Here is a 12,933-nt window from a genome sequence, read left to right as displayed (position 1 = left end):
GCCGCCTACGCCTCGGCGACGGCCGGGGCGGCGGCCGGAACCGGGGCCGGGGCGGCGGCAACCGGGGCCGGGGCGGCCGACGCCGTGACCACGGACCCGGAGCCGGGCTCGCTCTCGGCGAGGCTGCGCATCAGCAGCCAGTACCCGAGGGCCGCCACCGTGCCCAGCACGGCCACGGCGGCCCAGAGCCAGCCCGCGCCCCACCGGTCGATCATGAAACCGGCCATCAGCGGGGCCACCAGCGAGGCCACCGCCCAGGACATCGTGTACATGCCCTGGTAGCGGCCGCGGCCGTGCAGCGGGGAGAGCCGGGCCACCAGGCCCATCTGGGTCGGCGAGTTGACGATCTCGGCCAGCGTCCACACCAGGACCGTCAGCCCCAGGCTCCACACCGACCCGGCGAAGGCCGTCAGCGCGAACCCGTACCCGGCGAGCAGCGCCGAGACCACCAGCAGCTTCTGCGGGTCGCCCTTCTCGATGAAGCGGGTGACCGGGAGCTGCAACAGCACGATCAGCACCCCGTTGACGGCGATGACCAGACCGTAGTCCCCGGTGGAGAACCCGCCCGTGCCCATGGCCAGCGGCAGTCCGAACGACCCCTGCGTGAAGATCAGCGAGATCAGGAACGACAGCCCGACCACACCCATGAAGCGCCCGTCCCGCAGCACCGTGCCGAGCCCGATCTCCGGCTCGGCGGCCGCCCGCTCCGCCGCGGTCCGCTCCGGCCGCGACTCCGGCAGCTTCACGTACACGAGCACCGCGCACACCAGCGTGAGCGCGGCCTCGCCGAGGAAGCCGGCCAGGTAGCTGTACTCGGCGACGAAGCCCGCCACCGTCGCCGAGACGGCGAAGCCGAGGTTGATCGCCCAGTAGTTCAGCGCGAAGGCCCGTACCCGGTCCTCGGGACGGACGATGTCCGCCATCATCGCCTGCACCGCCGGGCGCGAGGCGTTCGAGGTCATGCCGACCAGCAGCGCCACCGCGGCGATCGCCGCCGGGTGCTCCATGAAGCCGAGCAGCGCCACCGAGAACGCCGTCGAGGCCTGGGCCGCCAGCATCGTGGGGCGCCGGCCGAGGCGGTCGGTCATCACGCCCGCGCCGAGCGAGGAGACGACCCCGCCGAGCCCGTGCAGGGCGACCACGAGTCCCGCGAAGGAGGCCGAATAGCCCCGGTCCACGGTCAGGTACAAGGTCATGAACGTGGCGACGAAAGCCCCGAGCCGGTTCACCAGGGTGCTGGTCCACAGCCACCAGAACTCGCGGGGGAGGCCGGCCACGCTCTCGCGCGCCGCCCGTCTGAGACCGGCGACCGACATGATGGATTCCCCCCGATGATGTAAGCGTCTCTCCTGCTCACCGCACCCTACGGGTGGGGGGTCGGCGAAGGCCACCGGATTGACGCGCACCGTCAATCCACGGCTCGTGGGCGGGCCGTGGACACGCGCGCGGGCGCCCCCGCGCGTCCATTAGGCTCGTACGCATGGCCGACGCACCGTACAAGCTGATCCTCCTCCGCCACGGCGAGAGCGAGTGGAACGCGAAGAACCTGTTCACCGGCTGGGTGGACGTCAATCTCAACGAGAAGGGCGAGAAGGAGGCGGTCCGCGGTGGTGAACTCCTGAAGGACGCCGACCTCCTCCCCGACGTGGTCCACACGTCCCTCCAGAAGCGCGCGATCCGCACCGCCCAGCTCGCGCTGGAGGCCGCCGACCGCCACTGGATCCCGGTCCACCGCTCCTGGCGCCTGAACGAGCGCCACTACGGTGCGCTCCAGGGCAAGGACAAGGCCCAGACGCTCGCCGAGTTCGGCGAGGAGCAGTTCATGCTGTGGCGCCGCTCGTACGACACCCCGCCGCCGGCCCTTGAGGACGGTACGGAGTTCTCCCAGTCCGGGGACCCGCGCTACGCGACGATCCCGCCGGAGCTGCGCCCGAAGACGGAGTGCCTGAAGGACGTCGTCGTCCGCATGCTCCCGTACTGGTACGACGGCATCGTCCCCGACCTCCTCGCGGGCCGCACGGTCCTGGTCGCCGCGCACGGCAACTCCCTGCGCGCGCTGGTCAAGCACCTGGACGGCATCTCCGACGCCGACATCGCGGGCCTGAACATCCCGACCGGCATCCCGCTCGCCTACGAGCTGGACGCCGAGTTCAAGCCCCTCAAGCCGGGCGGCACCTACCTCGACCCGGCCGCCGCGGCCGCCGCCATCGAGGCCGTCAAGAACCAGGGCAAGAAGTAACCCTGACGCACGAAAGAGCCCCTCACCTGCTGGTTCTCAGCGAGTGAGGGGCTCTTCGCGGTGTTGGGGCCGTCCCTGGGCCGTCAGGCGCTACGGGGCCGGTAGACGGACGCGATGGCTGCCCGGGTCCGTTCCCGGCTGCTGGGCATCAGGTGGACGTAGACGCGAAGCGTCAGCCCGGGATCCGAATGACCGAGGTACTCCGCGAGCGCCTTGATGTTCTCCCCAGCGTCAAGCACCCGGCTGCGCTCCGCTCCGCAGGGCGGGCTTCCCGGCTCCGCTCGGGGCGACGCTCCTGCCTTCGGCCCGCTCCGCCCCCGCTGCGCCGACGCCCGCCCCTGCAAGACGGGATAGGCCAAAGGGCATGAGTCGAGCCCAGTTCCTGCGGGCTGGCGTTTTCATCACGCACAAGCATGCCTCCGGCGGGGGCGCTCCGACTCCGGGATGGCGGGGGCGCCGCTGGCGGGTGCCAGCCGTGGATGGCTGAGGCGGGGGAACTCCCATCCCATCTGCCATCGGCCCAGGACAAGCCGAGCAGACACGGCACCGGGCGTCCAGGTCGTTCGTCCAGTTGGGCGCTCCACCTGGACGCCCGGCACCGCGTCCGCTCCACATGCGTGTGGGCCGACGGCAGACGGGATGGGAGTTTGGGAAGGGGGTGGGTTGCGACCGGCGTCCAGCGACTAGCGGTCGGTCGGAGTCGGAGAGATCTTGGCGTTGGCCAGCGCGGCACCAAAGCGTTCTTGGATACTTCTCCTCCTTGCTGCTCTTGGGGGAGACATGCGCTCGTACGTGGTCGTCGTAGCCGTGGTAGTGACCGTGGTTGGCCTGGCAGGCTGCGGGAGCAGTGACACGGCCCGGCCGGCACCGACAGCCACAGTCTCCGCACCAGCGAGTGCTGCGTCATCCGCCGCCGCTAAGGCGCAGTTGGCGCCAGTCTGGGCGCCGAGGTTGGAGGCTGTGGCCAGCACAGGTGTTGCCGACTGTATGGCGCCGTCCACTGCTGTGTGTGCGCAGGCCATCAAGGAGATCATGGCCGTGGTGGGGAAGATCGATTCTGCGATCACGGCCACCGGCCGACGGTACCCACGAACGACAGCACAAATCGTCAAAATGCAGGACGCGCAGAAGACCTATGCCGATCAAGGATGTGAGGGCGATCCGGCCGCCGATGACGACAACTCTCTGTGCTCGGACGTGGTCGCCATCACCATTGGTAGATCCACGCTGCAAATGACCCTTGGCGCCGACGACTTGTCTTGATGGGCATCTGGCCTGTTGGCGCTTGCTCTGGGCCGTCTGTGGGCCGTGGGACGGTGACCGAGGCTGGCCAAGGGTGACAACCGCTGACCGTTCGACCGCAGGTCAGGGGCATTCGTCTGCGGGGCGCGCCCGGCGAAAGGCCCCCTGTCCGCTGGTGTCCGCGGGCAGGGGGCCTCTCCTTGCTCCTGGTGCCGTGGCGGCCGGGCCGCCGAGCCGGTTCGACGGGGTCAGCCGCCGCACTGGCAGGGCGCGCCGGACTGGCAGCCGCAGCCGCAGCCCGAGCCGCAGCCGCAGGCCGCGAGCAGCGGGAGCCGCAGCGGCTCGGGCCGCGGCTGTTGCTGCTCGTGCTCCGGGGTGATGGGGACGGGGGAATCGGGCATGCATCCTCCTCGCAGGCGGCGTGCGTGGCGTCGTACTGCCTTCGCCTTATTCATGCCCAGCCGTACGGGCGCGTCAACGGCGCACTGGAGCAGAACGGCTCAGACGCCGTCGACCACCGTGGGCGCCTGCAGCTCGTCCGCGTGCTCGCCCGTCACCAGGTAGACCACGCGCTTGGCCACCGACACCGCGTGGTCCGCGAAGCGCTCGTAGTAGCGGCCCAGCAGGGTCACGTCCACCGCGGTCTCGATGCCGTGCTTCCAGCGGTCGTCCATCAGGTGCTGGAAGAGCGTGCGGTGCAGCTGGTCCATCTCGTCGTCGTCCTGCTCCAGCTGGAGGGCCAGGTCGACGTCCTTCGTGATGATGACCTCGGCGGCCTTCGCCATCAGGCGCTGCGCCAGCTGCCCCATCTCCAGGATGGTGGCGTGCAGGTCCCGCGGCACGGCGGTGTCCGGGAAGCGCAGCCGCGCCAGCTTCGCCACGTGCTGGGCCAGGTCGCCCGAGCGCTCCAGGTCGGCCGACATGCGCAGCGAGGTCACCACGATGCGCAGGTCGGTGGCGACCGGCTGCTGGCGGGCCAGCAGCGCGATGGCGCGGGCCTCCAGGTCGTGCTGGAGGTCGTCCACCTTCTGGTCGGCGGCGATGACGCTCTCGGCGAGCTTCAGGTCGGCGTCGAGCATGGACGTCGTGGCCCGCCCGATCGCGGAACCGACGAGCCGGGCCATCTCGACCAGGCCTTCCCCGATCGAGTCCAGTTCCTCGTGGTACGCGTCACGCATGGCTTGTCCCTCTCTTGCCTACTGCCTCTGCTGCCCGTGTGGGACGGGCCGGGGCGGCCTCGTGCCCCCACGTTGACACGGTGCGGCGCAAACGCGTCCGACTCCGGCATCACAAGTGAATCAACCCCGTCGCCACGGTGAACTCTGGGCGACGACTGTTCGAGGTGCCACCCGAACGGCTGTGGAAGTGCCGTCGGGCCTGCTTAACCTTGAGTCATGGACGTGAACGCGGCGGTCGCCGCAGCTGCAGCGATCGCCGGTCTTTGCACCGGTGTGATCGCGATGCTGGCGTTCCGCTGGAGCGAGCGCGACCAGGCCCGCCCCACCCGGAGCTCCATGCGCCCCGACATCAACGCGGTGCTCCCGCCCGGCGTGGACACCGTCCTCTCCGTGCTCCGCTCCTCCGCCGTCGTCCTCGACGAAGGCGACGCGGTGGTCAAGGCCAGCTCGGCGGCGTACGCCCTCGGATTGGTACGCGGCGGCAAACTGGCCGTCGAGCCCATGCTCCACATGGCCCGTGACACCCGCCGCGACGGGGAGATACGCCAGGTCGAGCTCGACCTGCCCCGGCGCGGCACCGGCCGCGGCGAGGCCCTCGCGGTCTCCGCGCGCGTCGCCCCGCTCGGCTCCCGGCTGGTCCTGCTGCTGGTCGAGGACCTCACCGAGGCCCGCCGCATCGAGGCCGTACGGCGCGACTTCGTCGCGAACGTGTCGCACGAGCTGAAGACGCCGGTCGGAGCCATCTCCCTGCTGTCCGAGGCCGTCATGGACGCCTCGGACGACCCCGAGGCGGTCAGCCGCTTCGCGGGCCGCATGCAGATCGAGGCCACCCGCCTGATCAACCTCGTGCAGGAGCTCATCGACCTCTCCCGGGTGCAGAACGACGACCCGCTGGAGGACGCGGAGCCCGTACGGGTGGACACGCTGGTGGCCGAGGCCATCGACCGCTGCCGCCACACGGCGTCCTCCAAGCAGATCACCATGGCCGCGGGCGGTACCGCCGACCTGCGTGTCTGGGGCAACCGCGGCCAGCTCGCGGCGGCCCTCGGGAACCTGGTCGAGAACGCCGTCAACTACAGCCCCGCCCGCACCCGCGTCGGCATAGCCGGACGCAGGGTCGCGGCACCTGGGGGAGACTTGATCGAGATCGCCGTGACCGACCAGGGCATCGGCATCCCGGAAAAGGACCGCGAGCGCATCTTCGAGCGCTTCTACCGCGTGGACCCGGCCCGCTCCCGCGCCACGGGAGGAACCGGCCTCGGCCTTGCGATCGTGAAGCACGTGGCGGCCTCGCACGGCGGGGAGGTGTCCGTCTGGAGCTCCGAGGGTCAGGGCTCCACGTTCACCCTGCGCCTGCCGGAAGCGGCCGCCCCGGCACCCGCACCCGCGACCGGCCCGGCCGCGGAGCCCGCCCCCGCACCGAGCCACCCCACCCCTGCCTGAACAGAACCAGCCATTCCTGCCCCGGAGGTCCTTCCGTGACCCGAGTGCTCGTCGTCGAGGATGAGGAATCCTTCAGCGACGCCCTGTCCTACATGCTCCGCAAGGAGGGCTTCGAGGTCGCCATCGCCGCGACCGGGCCCGACGGGCTCGACGAGTTCGAGCGCAACGGCGCCGACCTCGTCCTCCTCGACCTGATGCTCCCCGGGCTGCCCGGCACGGAGGTCTGCCGGCAGCTGCGCGGCCGCTCCAACGTGCCCGTCATCATGGTGACGGCCAAGGACAGCGAGATCGACAAGGTCGTCGGGCTGGAGATAGGAGCCGACGACTACGTCACCAAGCCCTTCTCCTCGCGGGAGCTGGTCGCCCGCATCCGCGCGGTCCTGCGCCGCCGCGGCGAGCCGGAGGAGGTCACCCCGGCCGCGCTGGAGGCCGGCCCCGTACGGATGGACGTCGACCGCCACGTGGTCACCGTCGCCGGAGCCAAGGTGGACCTCCCGCTGAAGGAGTTCGACCTGCTGGAGATGCTGCTGCGCAACGCGGGCCGCGTCCTGACCCGCATGCAGCTGATCGACCGGGTCTGGGGCGCCGACTACGTCGGCGACACCAAGACCCTGGACGTCCACGTCAAGCGCCTGCGCGCCAAGATCGAGCCCGACCCGGGCGCGCCGCGCTACCTGGTCACGGTCCGCGGCCTGGGCTACAAGTTCGAGCCGTAAACCGCCGTGCCGCCGCCCTGACCCCTGACCCACGGGGGCGGGCACACGAAAGGGCCCCGTCCGCTCCGGCGGACGGGGCCCTTCGCGCGTGGTGCCGGGGCTCAGTGGCCGGCGCTGTGCGAGGGGGAGCCCGACGGGGACCCCGAGGCCGTGCCCGCCGGGGCGCCCGAGGCGGCGCCCGAGGGGTTCGCGGCCGGGGAGCCGGACGGGCTGCCCGCCGGGGCGCCGGAGGGGCTGCCCGAGGGCGCGGCGCCGGGGGCGGCGACCGGGGCCTCGGTCGGGCCGAAGCCCGCGTACATGCCGGTGCCCGGGACGACGAAGGCCGCGATCTCCACGTCGCCCGCGTTGCTCAGCTGGAAGACGAGCGGCTGCGCGTTGCCCTTCTGCACGGCCTCGCCGCCCTCGATCACGGCGGAGGGGTTGCCCTTGCCGCCCAGCACGATCGAGCCGCCGGCCGGCACGGTGACCTTGGACGCGCCCTCGGCGGGCTTCAGCACGACCTTGGTCTTGCCACCCACGAGGGTGATGGCGTCAAGCGTCTGCGGCTTGATGCCGGTGTTGAAGAGCGTCGCGGAGACGGCCGCCGGGCCCTTCTTCTCCTCGCCCTGGGTGATCACCAGTGCGTTCTGGATCTTGATGTTGCCCTTGGTGACAGCGGCGTTGTCGGGCTTGATCTGGAGCGTCTCCGCGTTGTTGCCTGCACCGCAAGCGGCCAGCGAGGCGATCGAGAACACGATGGCGGTGGCGGCGAGGGCGCCGCGTCGAAGGCTGCGGCTCACGGCGGCGGCAACTCCTTGGACGTACGGAACGGAAGGGTGGGCAGTCTCGGAGCGGCCGAGGTAAAGCCGCCCTAAGGGTGTGTCAGCGCGCTTAGGTTACCGAGCCGCCGCCCCGCCCCCGCACCCGACCCTCCGCAGCGCACGGGCCGCCCTGCACCGGCCCCGCGATCTTGCATTCGCCCCGCGCCGTTCATCTGCCGATCATGTGCCGCCCGCATATCCCCGGCGCGGCCCCCGGTGATCAATTCCGGGATTCCTTCGAACGGCTCTCCGTGATCAATTCCGGATTGGGCCGGAACCGCTCCGTACGAGTGGCCGCCAGTCGAACGGAGTAGTTCGGTTTCCCGGCTTCGAAACCGGCAAAACGGGACGTACGTCACACGCCCGGGGTCGGTGGCCGGGTGTAGCGTGGCCGTTTCGCCCGGTCCGCACAGCGCCTCCGACCTGCGAATACCCCCCTCCGGAAGCCCTTTGCAGCACGTTCGTGTCGCTGTTGTCAAGCCCCGAGATGGGCCCTGACCTGCGAAAACGCCATTCATAACAGTCAGTTCTCGTGTTACCCTGGATAGCCACGGAAGGGGTACCTGTCACATGACGTTCAAGGTTGGCGACACCGTGGTCTATCCCCATCACGGGGCCGCGCTGATCGAGGCCATCGAAACTCGCCAGATCAAAGGCGTGGACAAGACCTACTTGGTGCTCAAGGTCGCCCAGGGCGACCTGACGGTTCGTGTGCCTGCGGACAATGCGGAGTTCGTCGGTGTTCGCGACGTAGTCGGCCAGGACGGGCTGGACCGGGTCTTCGAGGTGCTTCGTGCACCGTATGCCGAAGAGCCGACGAACTGGTCCCGGCGCTACAAAGCAAATCTGGAGAAGCTCGCTTCTGGCGATGTCATCAAGGTCGCCGAAGTGGTGCGTGACCTGTGGCGTCGTGAGCGTGAGCGCGGGCTTTCCGCGGGCGAGAAGCGCATGCTCGCGAAGGCGCGCCAGATCCTGGTGAGCGAGCTCGCGCTCGCGGAGAACACCAACGAGGACAAGGCAGAGGCCCTCCTCGACGAGGTTCTCGCGTCCTGACGCGAGAAGTCCTTCACACAGTTGTGCCGCGGTGCCCGATGACAAGCCCTCTCCTCCACGAGAGGGCTGTTGCCGGGCGCTGCGGCATGTCTGTACCCACACCTTTGCTGCACTTTTCCCACCGGCGTGCCGGGTCCTGAAGCCTGCCCGACCAGCCTGCTCGACCGGTCGTCACGGAAGGGGCGAGGGCGTCGCACCCGGCACCCTTCAGGCCATACCCATGTCGGCCGAAGTCACAAACCTGGCTCGGAGCTACTGATGTCTGACGAATCGCGTCCCCACCGCACCGCCGCGGTGATCCCGGCCGCCGGCCGGGGGGTACGCCTCGGTCCCGGTGCCCCCAAGGCCCTTCGGGCCATCGGCGGCACCCCCATGCTCATCCACGCCGTCCGCGCCATGGCCCGCTCCCGGGCCGTCTCCCTCGTGGTGGTCGTGGCCCCGTCCGACGGCGCCGCCGAGGTGCGCCGCCTCGTCGACGAGCACACGCTGCCCGACCGGACCGAGATCCTGGTCGTCCCCGGCGGCGAGACCCGCCAGGACTCCGTACGCGCCGGCCTCGCCGCGCTCCCCGCGGACATCACCTCCGTCCTCATCCACGACGCGGCCCGCCCGCTCGTCCCCGTGGACACCGTCGACTCCGTCGTCGAGGCCGTCCGCGACGGCTCGCCCGCCGTGGTGCCCGCGCTGCCGCTGGCCGACACCGTCAAGGAGGTCGAGCCCGGCGGGCCCGGCGAGGCCGAACCGGTCGTCGCCACCCCCGAGCGGGCCCGGCTGCGCGCCGTGCAGACCCCGCAGGGCTTCGACCTCACGACCCTCGTACGGGCGCACGAGGCCATCGCCGTCGACGGCGAGGGCGCCACCGACGACGCCGGAATGGTGGAACGGCTCGGCATCACCGTCATGGTGGTCCCCGGCCACGAAGAGGCCTTCAAGGTCACCCGCCCGCTCGACCTGGTCCTCGCCGAGGCCGTACTCGCCCGCAGGAGGGCCACCGATGCCTACTAGCCCCGCCGCTTCCGCCGCCCCCCTGATCCCGCTCGTCGGCATCGGCACCGACGTGCACGCCTTCGAGACCGGGCGCGAGCTGTGGTGCGCCGGGCTGCTCTGGGAGGGCGAGGACGGCCTCGCCGGGCACTCCGACGGCGACGTCGCCGCCCACGCCGCCTGTGACGCGCTGTTCTCCGCCGCCGGCGCCGGCGACCTCGGCGCGCACTTCGGCACCTCCCGCCCCGAATGGTCCGGCGCCGCCGGCGTCACCCTCCTGGCGGAGGCCGCCCGCATCGTCCGCGCCGAGGGCTTCGAGATCGGCAACATCGCCATCCAGGTGATCGGCGTCCGCCCGAAGATCGGCAAGCGGCGCGAGGAGGCCCAGGAGGCCCTGGCCGCGGCCGCCGGAGCCCCCGTCTCCGTCTCCGGCACCACCACCGACGGCCTCGGCCTCACCGGCCGCGCCGAAGGCCTCGCCGCCATCGCCACCGCACTGGTGTACCGGACGAATCCGTAGTCCCGGGGACACCGCTTCCGCAACAAAGCGCCCCCGCGCCCCGAAAGGGTCGCGGGGCACTGCTACAGGCCCACTACCCTGGATGCCGTGACTATTCGCCTGTACGACACCAGCGCCCGGCAGATCCGCGACTTCACCCCGCTCGTGCCGGGCTGCGTCTCGATCTACCTCTGCGGCGCCACCGTCCAGGCGGCGCCGCACATCGGGCACGTCCGCTCGTACCTGAACTTCGACATCGCGCGCCGCTGGTTCACCTACCGCGGCCTCGACGTCACCTTCATCCGCAACGTCACCGACATCGACGACAAGATCATCCGGAAGGCCGAGGACCAGGGCCGCCCGTGGTGGTCCATCGGCTACGAGAACGAGCGCGCCTTCAACGACGGCTACGACGCGCTGGGCTGCCTCCCGCCCACGTACGAGCCGCGCGCCACCGGCCACGTGCCCGAGATGATCGAGATGATGCGCACGCTCATCGAGCGCGGCCACGCCTACGAGGCCGACGGCAGCGTCTACTTCGACGTGCGCTCGTTCCCGGGCTACCTGGAGCTGTCCAACCAGGACATCGACGACCTGCGCCAGCCCACCGAGCAGGGCATCACCGGCAAGCGCGACCCCCGCGACTTCGCCATGTGGAAGGCCAGCAAGCCCGGCGAGCCCGACTGGGAGACCCCGTGGGGCCGCGGCCGTCCCGGCTGGCACCTCGAATGCTCCGCGATGGCGCACAAGTATCTCGGCAGCGCCTTCGACATCCACGGCGGCGGGCTCGACCTGATCTTCCCGCACCACGAGAACGAGATCGCCCAGGCCAAGGCCTTCGGCGACGCGTTCGCCCAGTACTGGGTGCACAACGCCTGGGTCACCATGTCCGGCGAGAAGATGTCCAAGTCCCTGGGCAACTCGGTGCTCGTCTCCGAGATGGTCAAGACCTGGCGCCCCATCGTCCTGCGCTACTACCTCGGCACCCCGCACTACCGCTCGATGATCGAGTACAGCGAGGAGTCGCTGCGCGAGGCCGAGTCCGCCTTCGCGCGCATCGAGGGCTTCTGCCAGCGCGTCGTCGAGAAGGCCGGCAAGACCGTCGACCCGGCCCCCGAGGTCCCGCCGGCCTTCGCCGAGGCCATGGACGACGACCTGGGCGTCCCGCAGGCGCTGGCCATCGTCCACACCACGGTCCGCCAGGGCAACAGCGCGCTGGCCGCCGACGACAAGGACGCCGCCATCGCCCGGCTCTCCGAGGTGCGCGCCATGCTCGGCGTCCTCGGCCTGGACCCCCTCGACCCGCACTGGGCCGGGGAGTCCGACCGGGGCGAGGACCTCCACGGCGCCGTCGACACCCTCGTGCGCCTCGTCCTGGAGCAGCGCGAGTCCGCCCGCGCCCGCAAGGACTGGGCGACCGCCGACGCCATCCGCGACCAGCTCCAGCAGTCGGGCCTGGTCATCGAGGACGGCCCCACGGGACCGCGCTGGTCCCTCGGCCCGCGCTGAGCCGCGGCCGCCCGGAGCAGTCCGACTGTGCCGCCCGGCCCCCCGGGCGGCACACTCTTCATACGTACATATCGCAGCATCAACGAAAACAGGTAGAGGTCATGGCCGGGAACAGCCAGCGCAGGAACCGCCGCACGTCCAACAAGAAGGGCGCCACGGTCGGCAGCGGTGGCCAGCGGCGCAAGGGCCTGGAAGGCAAGGGCCCCACGCCCAAGGCCGAGGACCGCAAGAAGCACAAGGCGAACCGCATCGCGGGCGCCATGGCCCGCCAGGCCGCCAAGCGCCGCCCGGCCCCGCGCCGCGGCGGCCCCAAGGGCACCAGCGAGATGGTCGTCGGCCGCAACCCGGTCTTCGAGGCGCTGCGCGACGGCGTCCCCGCCACCACCCTCTACGTCCAGCAGTTCATCGACAACGACGAGCGCGTCCGCGAGGCCCTCCAGCTCGCCGGCGAGCGCGGCAACATCAACCTGATGGAAGCCCCGCGCCCCGAGCTCGACCGCATGACCAACGGGCTCAACCACCAGGGTCTGGTCCTCCAGGTCCCGCCGTACGAGTACGCGCACCCGGAGGACCTCACCTCCGCCGCGTACGACGAGGGCGACGACCCGCTGATCGTGGCCCTCGACGGGGTCACCGACCCCCGCAACCTCGGCGCGATCGTCCGCTCCGTCTCCGCCTTCGGCGGCCACGGCGTGGTCATCCCCGAGCGCCGCGCGGCCGGCATGACCGCCGGTGCCTGGAAGAGCTCGGCCGGCACCGCCGCCCGCACCCCGGTCTCCCGCGTCACCAACCTGACCCGTGCCCTCCAGGACTTCAAGAAGGCCGGCATCGCCATCGTCGGCCTCGCCGCCGAAGGCACGCACGAGGTGCAGGACCTGGAGGCGCTCGGCGGCCCCGTCGTCATCGTCGTCGGCTCCGAGGGCAAGGGCCTCGGCCGCCTCGTCGGCGAGAACTGCGACTACCTCGTCCGCATCCCGATGCCGGGCGGCGCCGAATCGCTGAACGCCGGTGTCGCCGCGGGCGTCGTGCTCTACGAGGCGGCCCGCCGCCGGGCCACCCGCGGCCGCGTCTGACCCCCGGGCGGCACCTCCGCCCTGGTGGCGGCGGCACCGCGGCCCTGGTGGCGGCACCGCCGCCTTGATCCACTTGGCTCATGGAACGTGACCCGTGAGCGTGCCACCCCGCCCCTTTCGGGCGGGGTGGCTTGATCTTGACGGGTCTCGGACACATCCCTGCTGTCAAGGCAGTGTCCTAAACACTGATCACTCGG

The 12,933-nt window shown here is 71.1% G+C and carries 13 protein-coding genes; 9 read left to right on the top strand and 4 right to left on the bottom strand.

Annotated features, from left to right (window positions below; genetic code table 11):
- Positions 1-5: 5 nt before the first annotated feature.
- On the bottom strand, positions 6-1,316 hold the full coding sequence (locus ACFYXV_RS26690) for an MDR family MFS transporter (RefSeq protein ID WP_389384223.1): 1,311 nt from the start codon (positions 1,314-1,316) through the stop codon (positions 6-8).
- 164 nt (positions 1,317-1,480) lie between these two features.
- Between ACFYXV_RS26690 and ACFYXV_RS26685 the strand changes: the two genes are divergently transcribed.
- Together ACFYXV_RS26685 and ACFYXV_RS26680 are read left to right on the top strand one after the other, a co-directional pair.
- Positions 1,481-2,239 carry a phosphoglyceromutase gene (locus ACFYXV_RS26685; protein WP_385470273.1) on the top strand — a complete coding sequence of 253 codons (759 nt, stop codon included), beginning with the start codon at positions 1,481-1,483 and terminating at the stop codon, positions 2,237-2,239.
- A 960-nt stretch (positions 2,240-3,199) separates the two neighbouring features.
- Positions 3,200-3,502 (top strand): hypothetical protein, encoded by a 303-nt coding sequence (locus ACFYXV_RS26680; RefSeq protein ID WP_385470271.1) that lies wholly within the window; start codon positions 3,200-3,202, stop codon positions 3,500-3,502.
- A 227-nt stretch (positions 3,503-3,729) separates the two neighbouring features.
- On the opposite strand, the gene ACFYXV_RS26675 is transcribed toward ACFYXV_RS26680, so the two are convergent.
- Together ACFYXV_RS26675 and phoU are read right to left on the bottom strand one after the other, a co-directional pair.
- Positions 3,730-3,882 (bottom strand): hypothetical protein, encoded by a 153-nt coding sequence (locus ACFYXV_RS26675; RefSeq protein ID WP_199809224.1) that lies wholly within the window; start codon positions 3,880-3,882, stop codon positions 3,730-3,732.
- Between the two features lie 99 nt (positions 3,883-3,981).
- Positions 3,982-4,659, bottom strand: a complete 678-nt coding sequence (phoU, locus tag ACFYXV_RS26670) for a phosphate signaling complex protein PhoU (RefSeq protein WP_030157050.1) — start codon at positions 4,657-4,659, stop codon at positions 3,982-3,984.
- Between the two features lie 216 nt (positions 4,660-4,875).
- On the opposite strand from phoU, the gene ACFYXV_RS26665 reads away from it, so the two are divergent.
- Positions 4,876-6,102: a sensor histidine kinase gene (locus tag ACFYXV_RS26665; protein WP_383346979.1), complete on the top strand. Its 1,227-nt coding sequence runs from the start codon at positions 4,876-4,878 to the stop codon at positions 6,100-6,102.
- Between the two features lie 35 nt (positions 6,103-6,137).
- Positions 6,138-6,818 carry a response regulator transcription factor gene (locus tag ACFYXV_RS26660; RefSeq protein ID WP_007265514.1) on the top strand — a complete coding sequence of 227 codons (681 nt, stop codon included), beginning with the start codon at positions 6,138-6,140 and terminating at the stop codon, positions 6,816-6,818.
- Between the two features lie 101 nt (positions 6,819-6,919).
- Here ACFYXV_RS26660 and ACFYXV_RS26655 read toward each other — a convergent pair whose 3' ends face one another.
- Positions 6,920-7,597 (bottom strand): DUF461 domain-containing protein, encoded by a 678-nt coding sequence (locus ACFYXV_RS26655; RefSeq protein ID WP_389384222.1) that lies wholly within the window; start codon positions 7,595-7,597, stop codon positions 6,920-6,922.
- A gap of 591 nt (positions 7,598-8,188) precedes the next feature.
- On the opposite strand from ACFYXV_RS26655, the gene ACFYXV_RS26650 reads away from it, so the two are divergent.
- The 5 genes from ACFYXV_RS26650 (at position 8,189) to rlmB (ending at position 12,736) form a co-directional block, all read left to right on the top strand.
- Positions 8,189-8,671 (top strand): CarD family transcriptional regulator, encoded by a 483-nt coding sequence (locus ACFYXV_RS26650; protein ID WP_003953493.1) that lies wholly within the window; start codon positions 8,189-8,191, stop codon positions 8,669-8,671.
- Between the two features lie 258 nt (positions 8,672-8,929).
- Entirely contained in the window at positions 8,930-9,676 is a 747-nt protein-coding gene (gene ispD / locus ACFYXV_RS26645; RefSeq protein WP_385470266.1) for a 2-C-methyl-D-erythritol 4-phosphate cytidylyltransferase, read from the top strand.
- Positions 9,666-10,175, top strand: a complete 510-nt coding sequence (ispF, locus tag ACFYXV_RS26640; protein WP_385470264.1) for a 2-C-methyl-D-erythritol 2,4-cyclodiphosphate synthase — start codon at positions 9,666-9,668, stop codon at positions 10,173-10,175. Before ispD ends, ispF begins: the two co-directional genes overlap by 11 nt.
- Before the next feature lie 87 nt (positions 10,176-10,262).
- Entirely contained in the window at positions 10,263-11,663 is a 1,401-nt protein-coding gene (gene cysS, locus ACFYXV_RS26635) for a cysteine--tRNA ligase (protein ID WP_385470262.1), read from the top strand.
- Between the two features lie 101 nt (positions 11,664-11,764).
- Complete coding sequence (gene rlmB, locus ACFYXV_RS26630) at positions 11,765-12,736, top strand: 23S rRNA (guanosine(2251)-2'-O)-methyltransferase RlmB (protein ID WP_048475743.1); 972 nt, start codon at positions 11,765-11,767, stop codon at positions 12,734-12,736.
- Positions 12,737-12,933: the final 197 nt, after the last annotated feature.

The sequence above is a fragment of the Streptomyces sp. NPDC002181 genome (assembly GCF_042890485.1).
GTDB lineage: Bacteria > Actinomycetota > Actinomycetes > Streptomycetales > Streptomycetaceae > Streptomyces.
Note: the sequence above shows the minus strand (reverse complement) of the source record. Positions and strands in the feature narration are given on the sequence as shown.

Coding starts and splice junctions, on each gene's coding strand:
- ACFYXV_RS26690 (WP_389384223.1), bottom strand. CDS start 1,316: ATGTCGGTCGCCGGTCTCAGACGGGCGGCGCGCGAGAGCGTGGCCGGC.
- ACFYXV_RS26685 (WP_385470273.1), top strand. CDS start 1,481: ATGGCCGACGCACCGTACAAGCTGATCCTCCTCCGCCACGGCGAGAGC.
- ACFYXV_RS26675 (WP_199809224.1), bottom strand. CDS start 3,882: ATGCCCGATTCCCCCGTCCCCATCACCCCGGAGCACGAGCAGCAACAG.
- phoU (WP_030157050.1), bottom strand. CDS start 4,659: ATGCGTGACGCGTACCACGAGGAACTGGACTCGATCGGGGAAGGCCTG.
- ACFYXV_RS26665 (WP_383346979.1), top strand. CDS start 4,876: ATGGACGTGAACGCGGCGGTCGCCGCAGCTGCAGCGATCGCCGGTCTT.
- ACFYXV_RS26650 (WP_003953493.1), top strand. CDS start 8,189: ATGACGTTCAAGGTTGGCGACACCGTGGTCTATCCCCATCACGGGGCC.
- ispD (WP_385470266.1), top strand. CDS start 8,930: ATGTCTGACGAATCGCGTCCCCACCGCACCGCCGCGGTGATCCCGGCC.
- ispF (WP_385470264.1), top strand. CDS start 9,666: ATGCCTACTAGCCCCGCCGCTTCCGCCGCCCCCCTGATCCCGCTCGTC.
- rlmB (WP_048475743.1), top strand. CDS start 11,765: ATGGCCGGGAACAGCCAGCGCAGGAACCGCCGCACGTCCAACAAGAAG.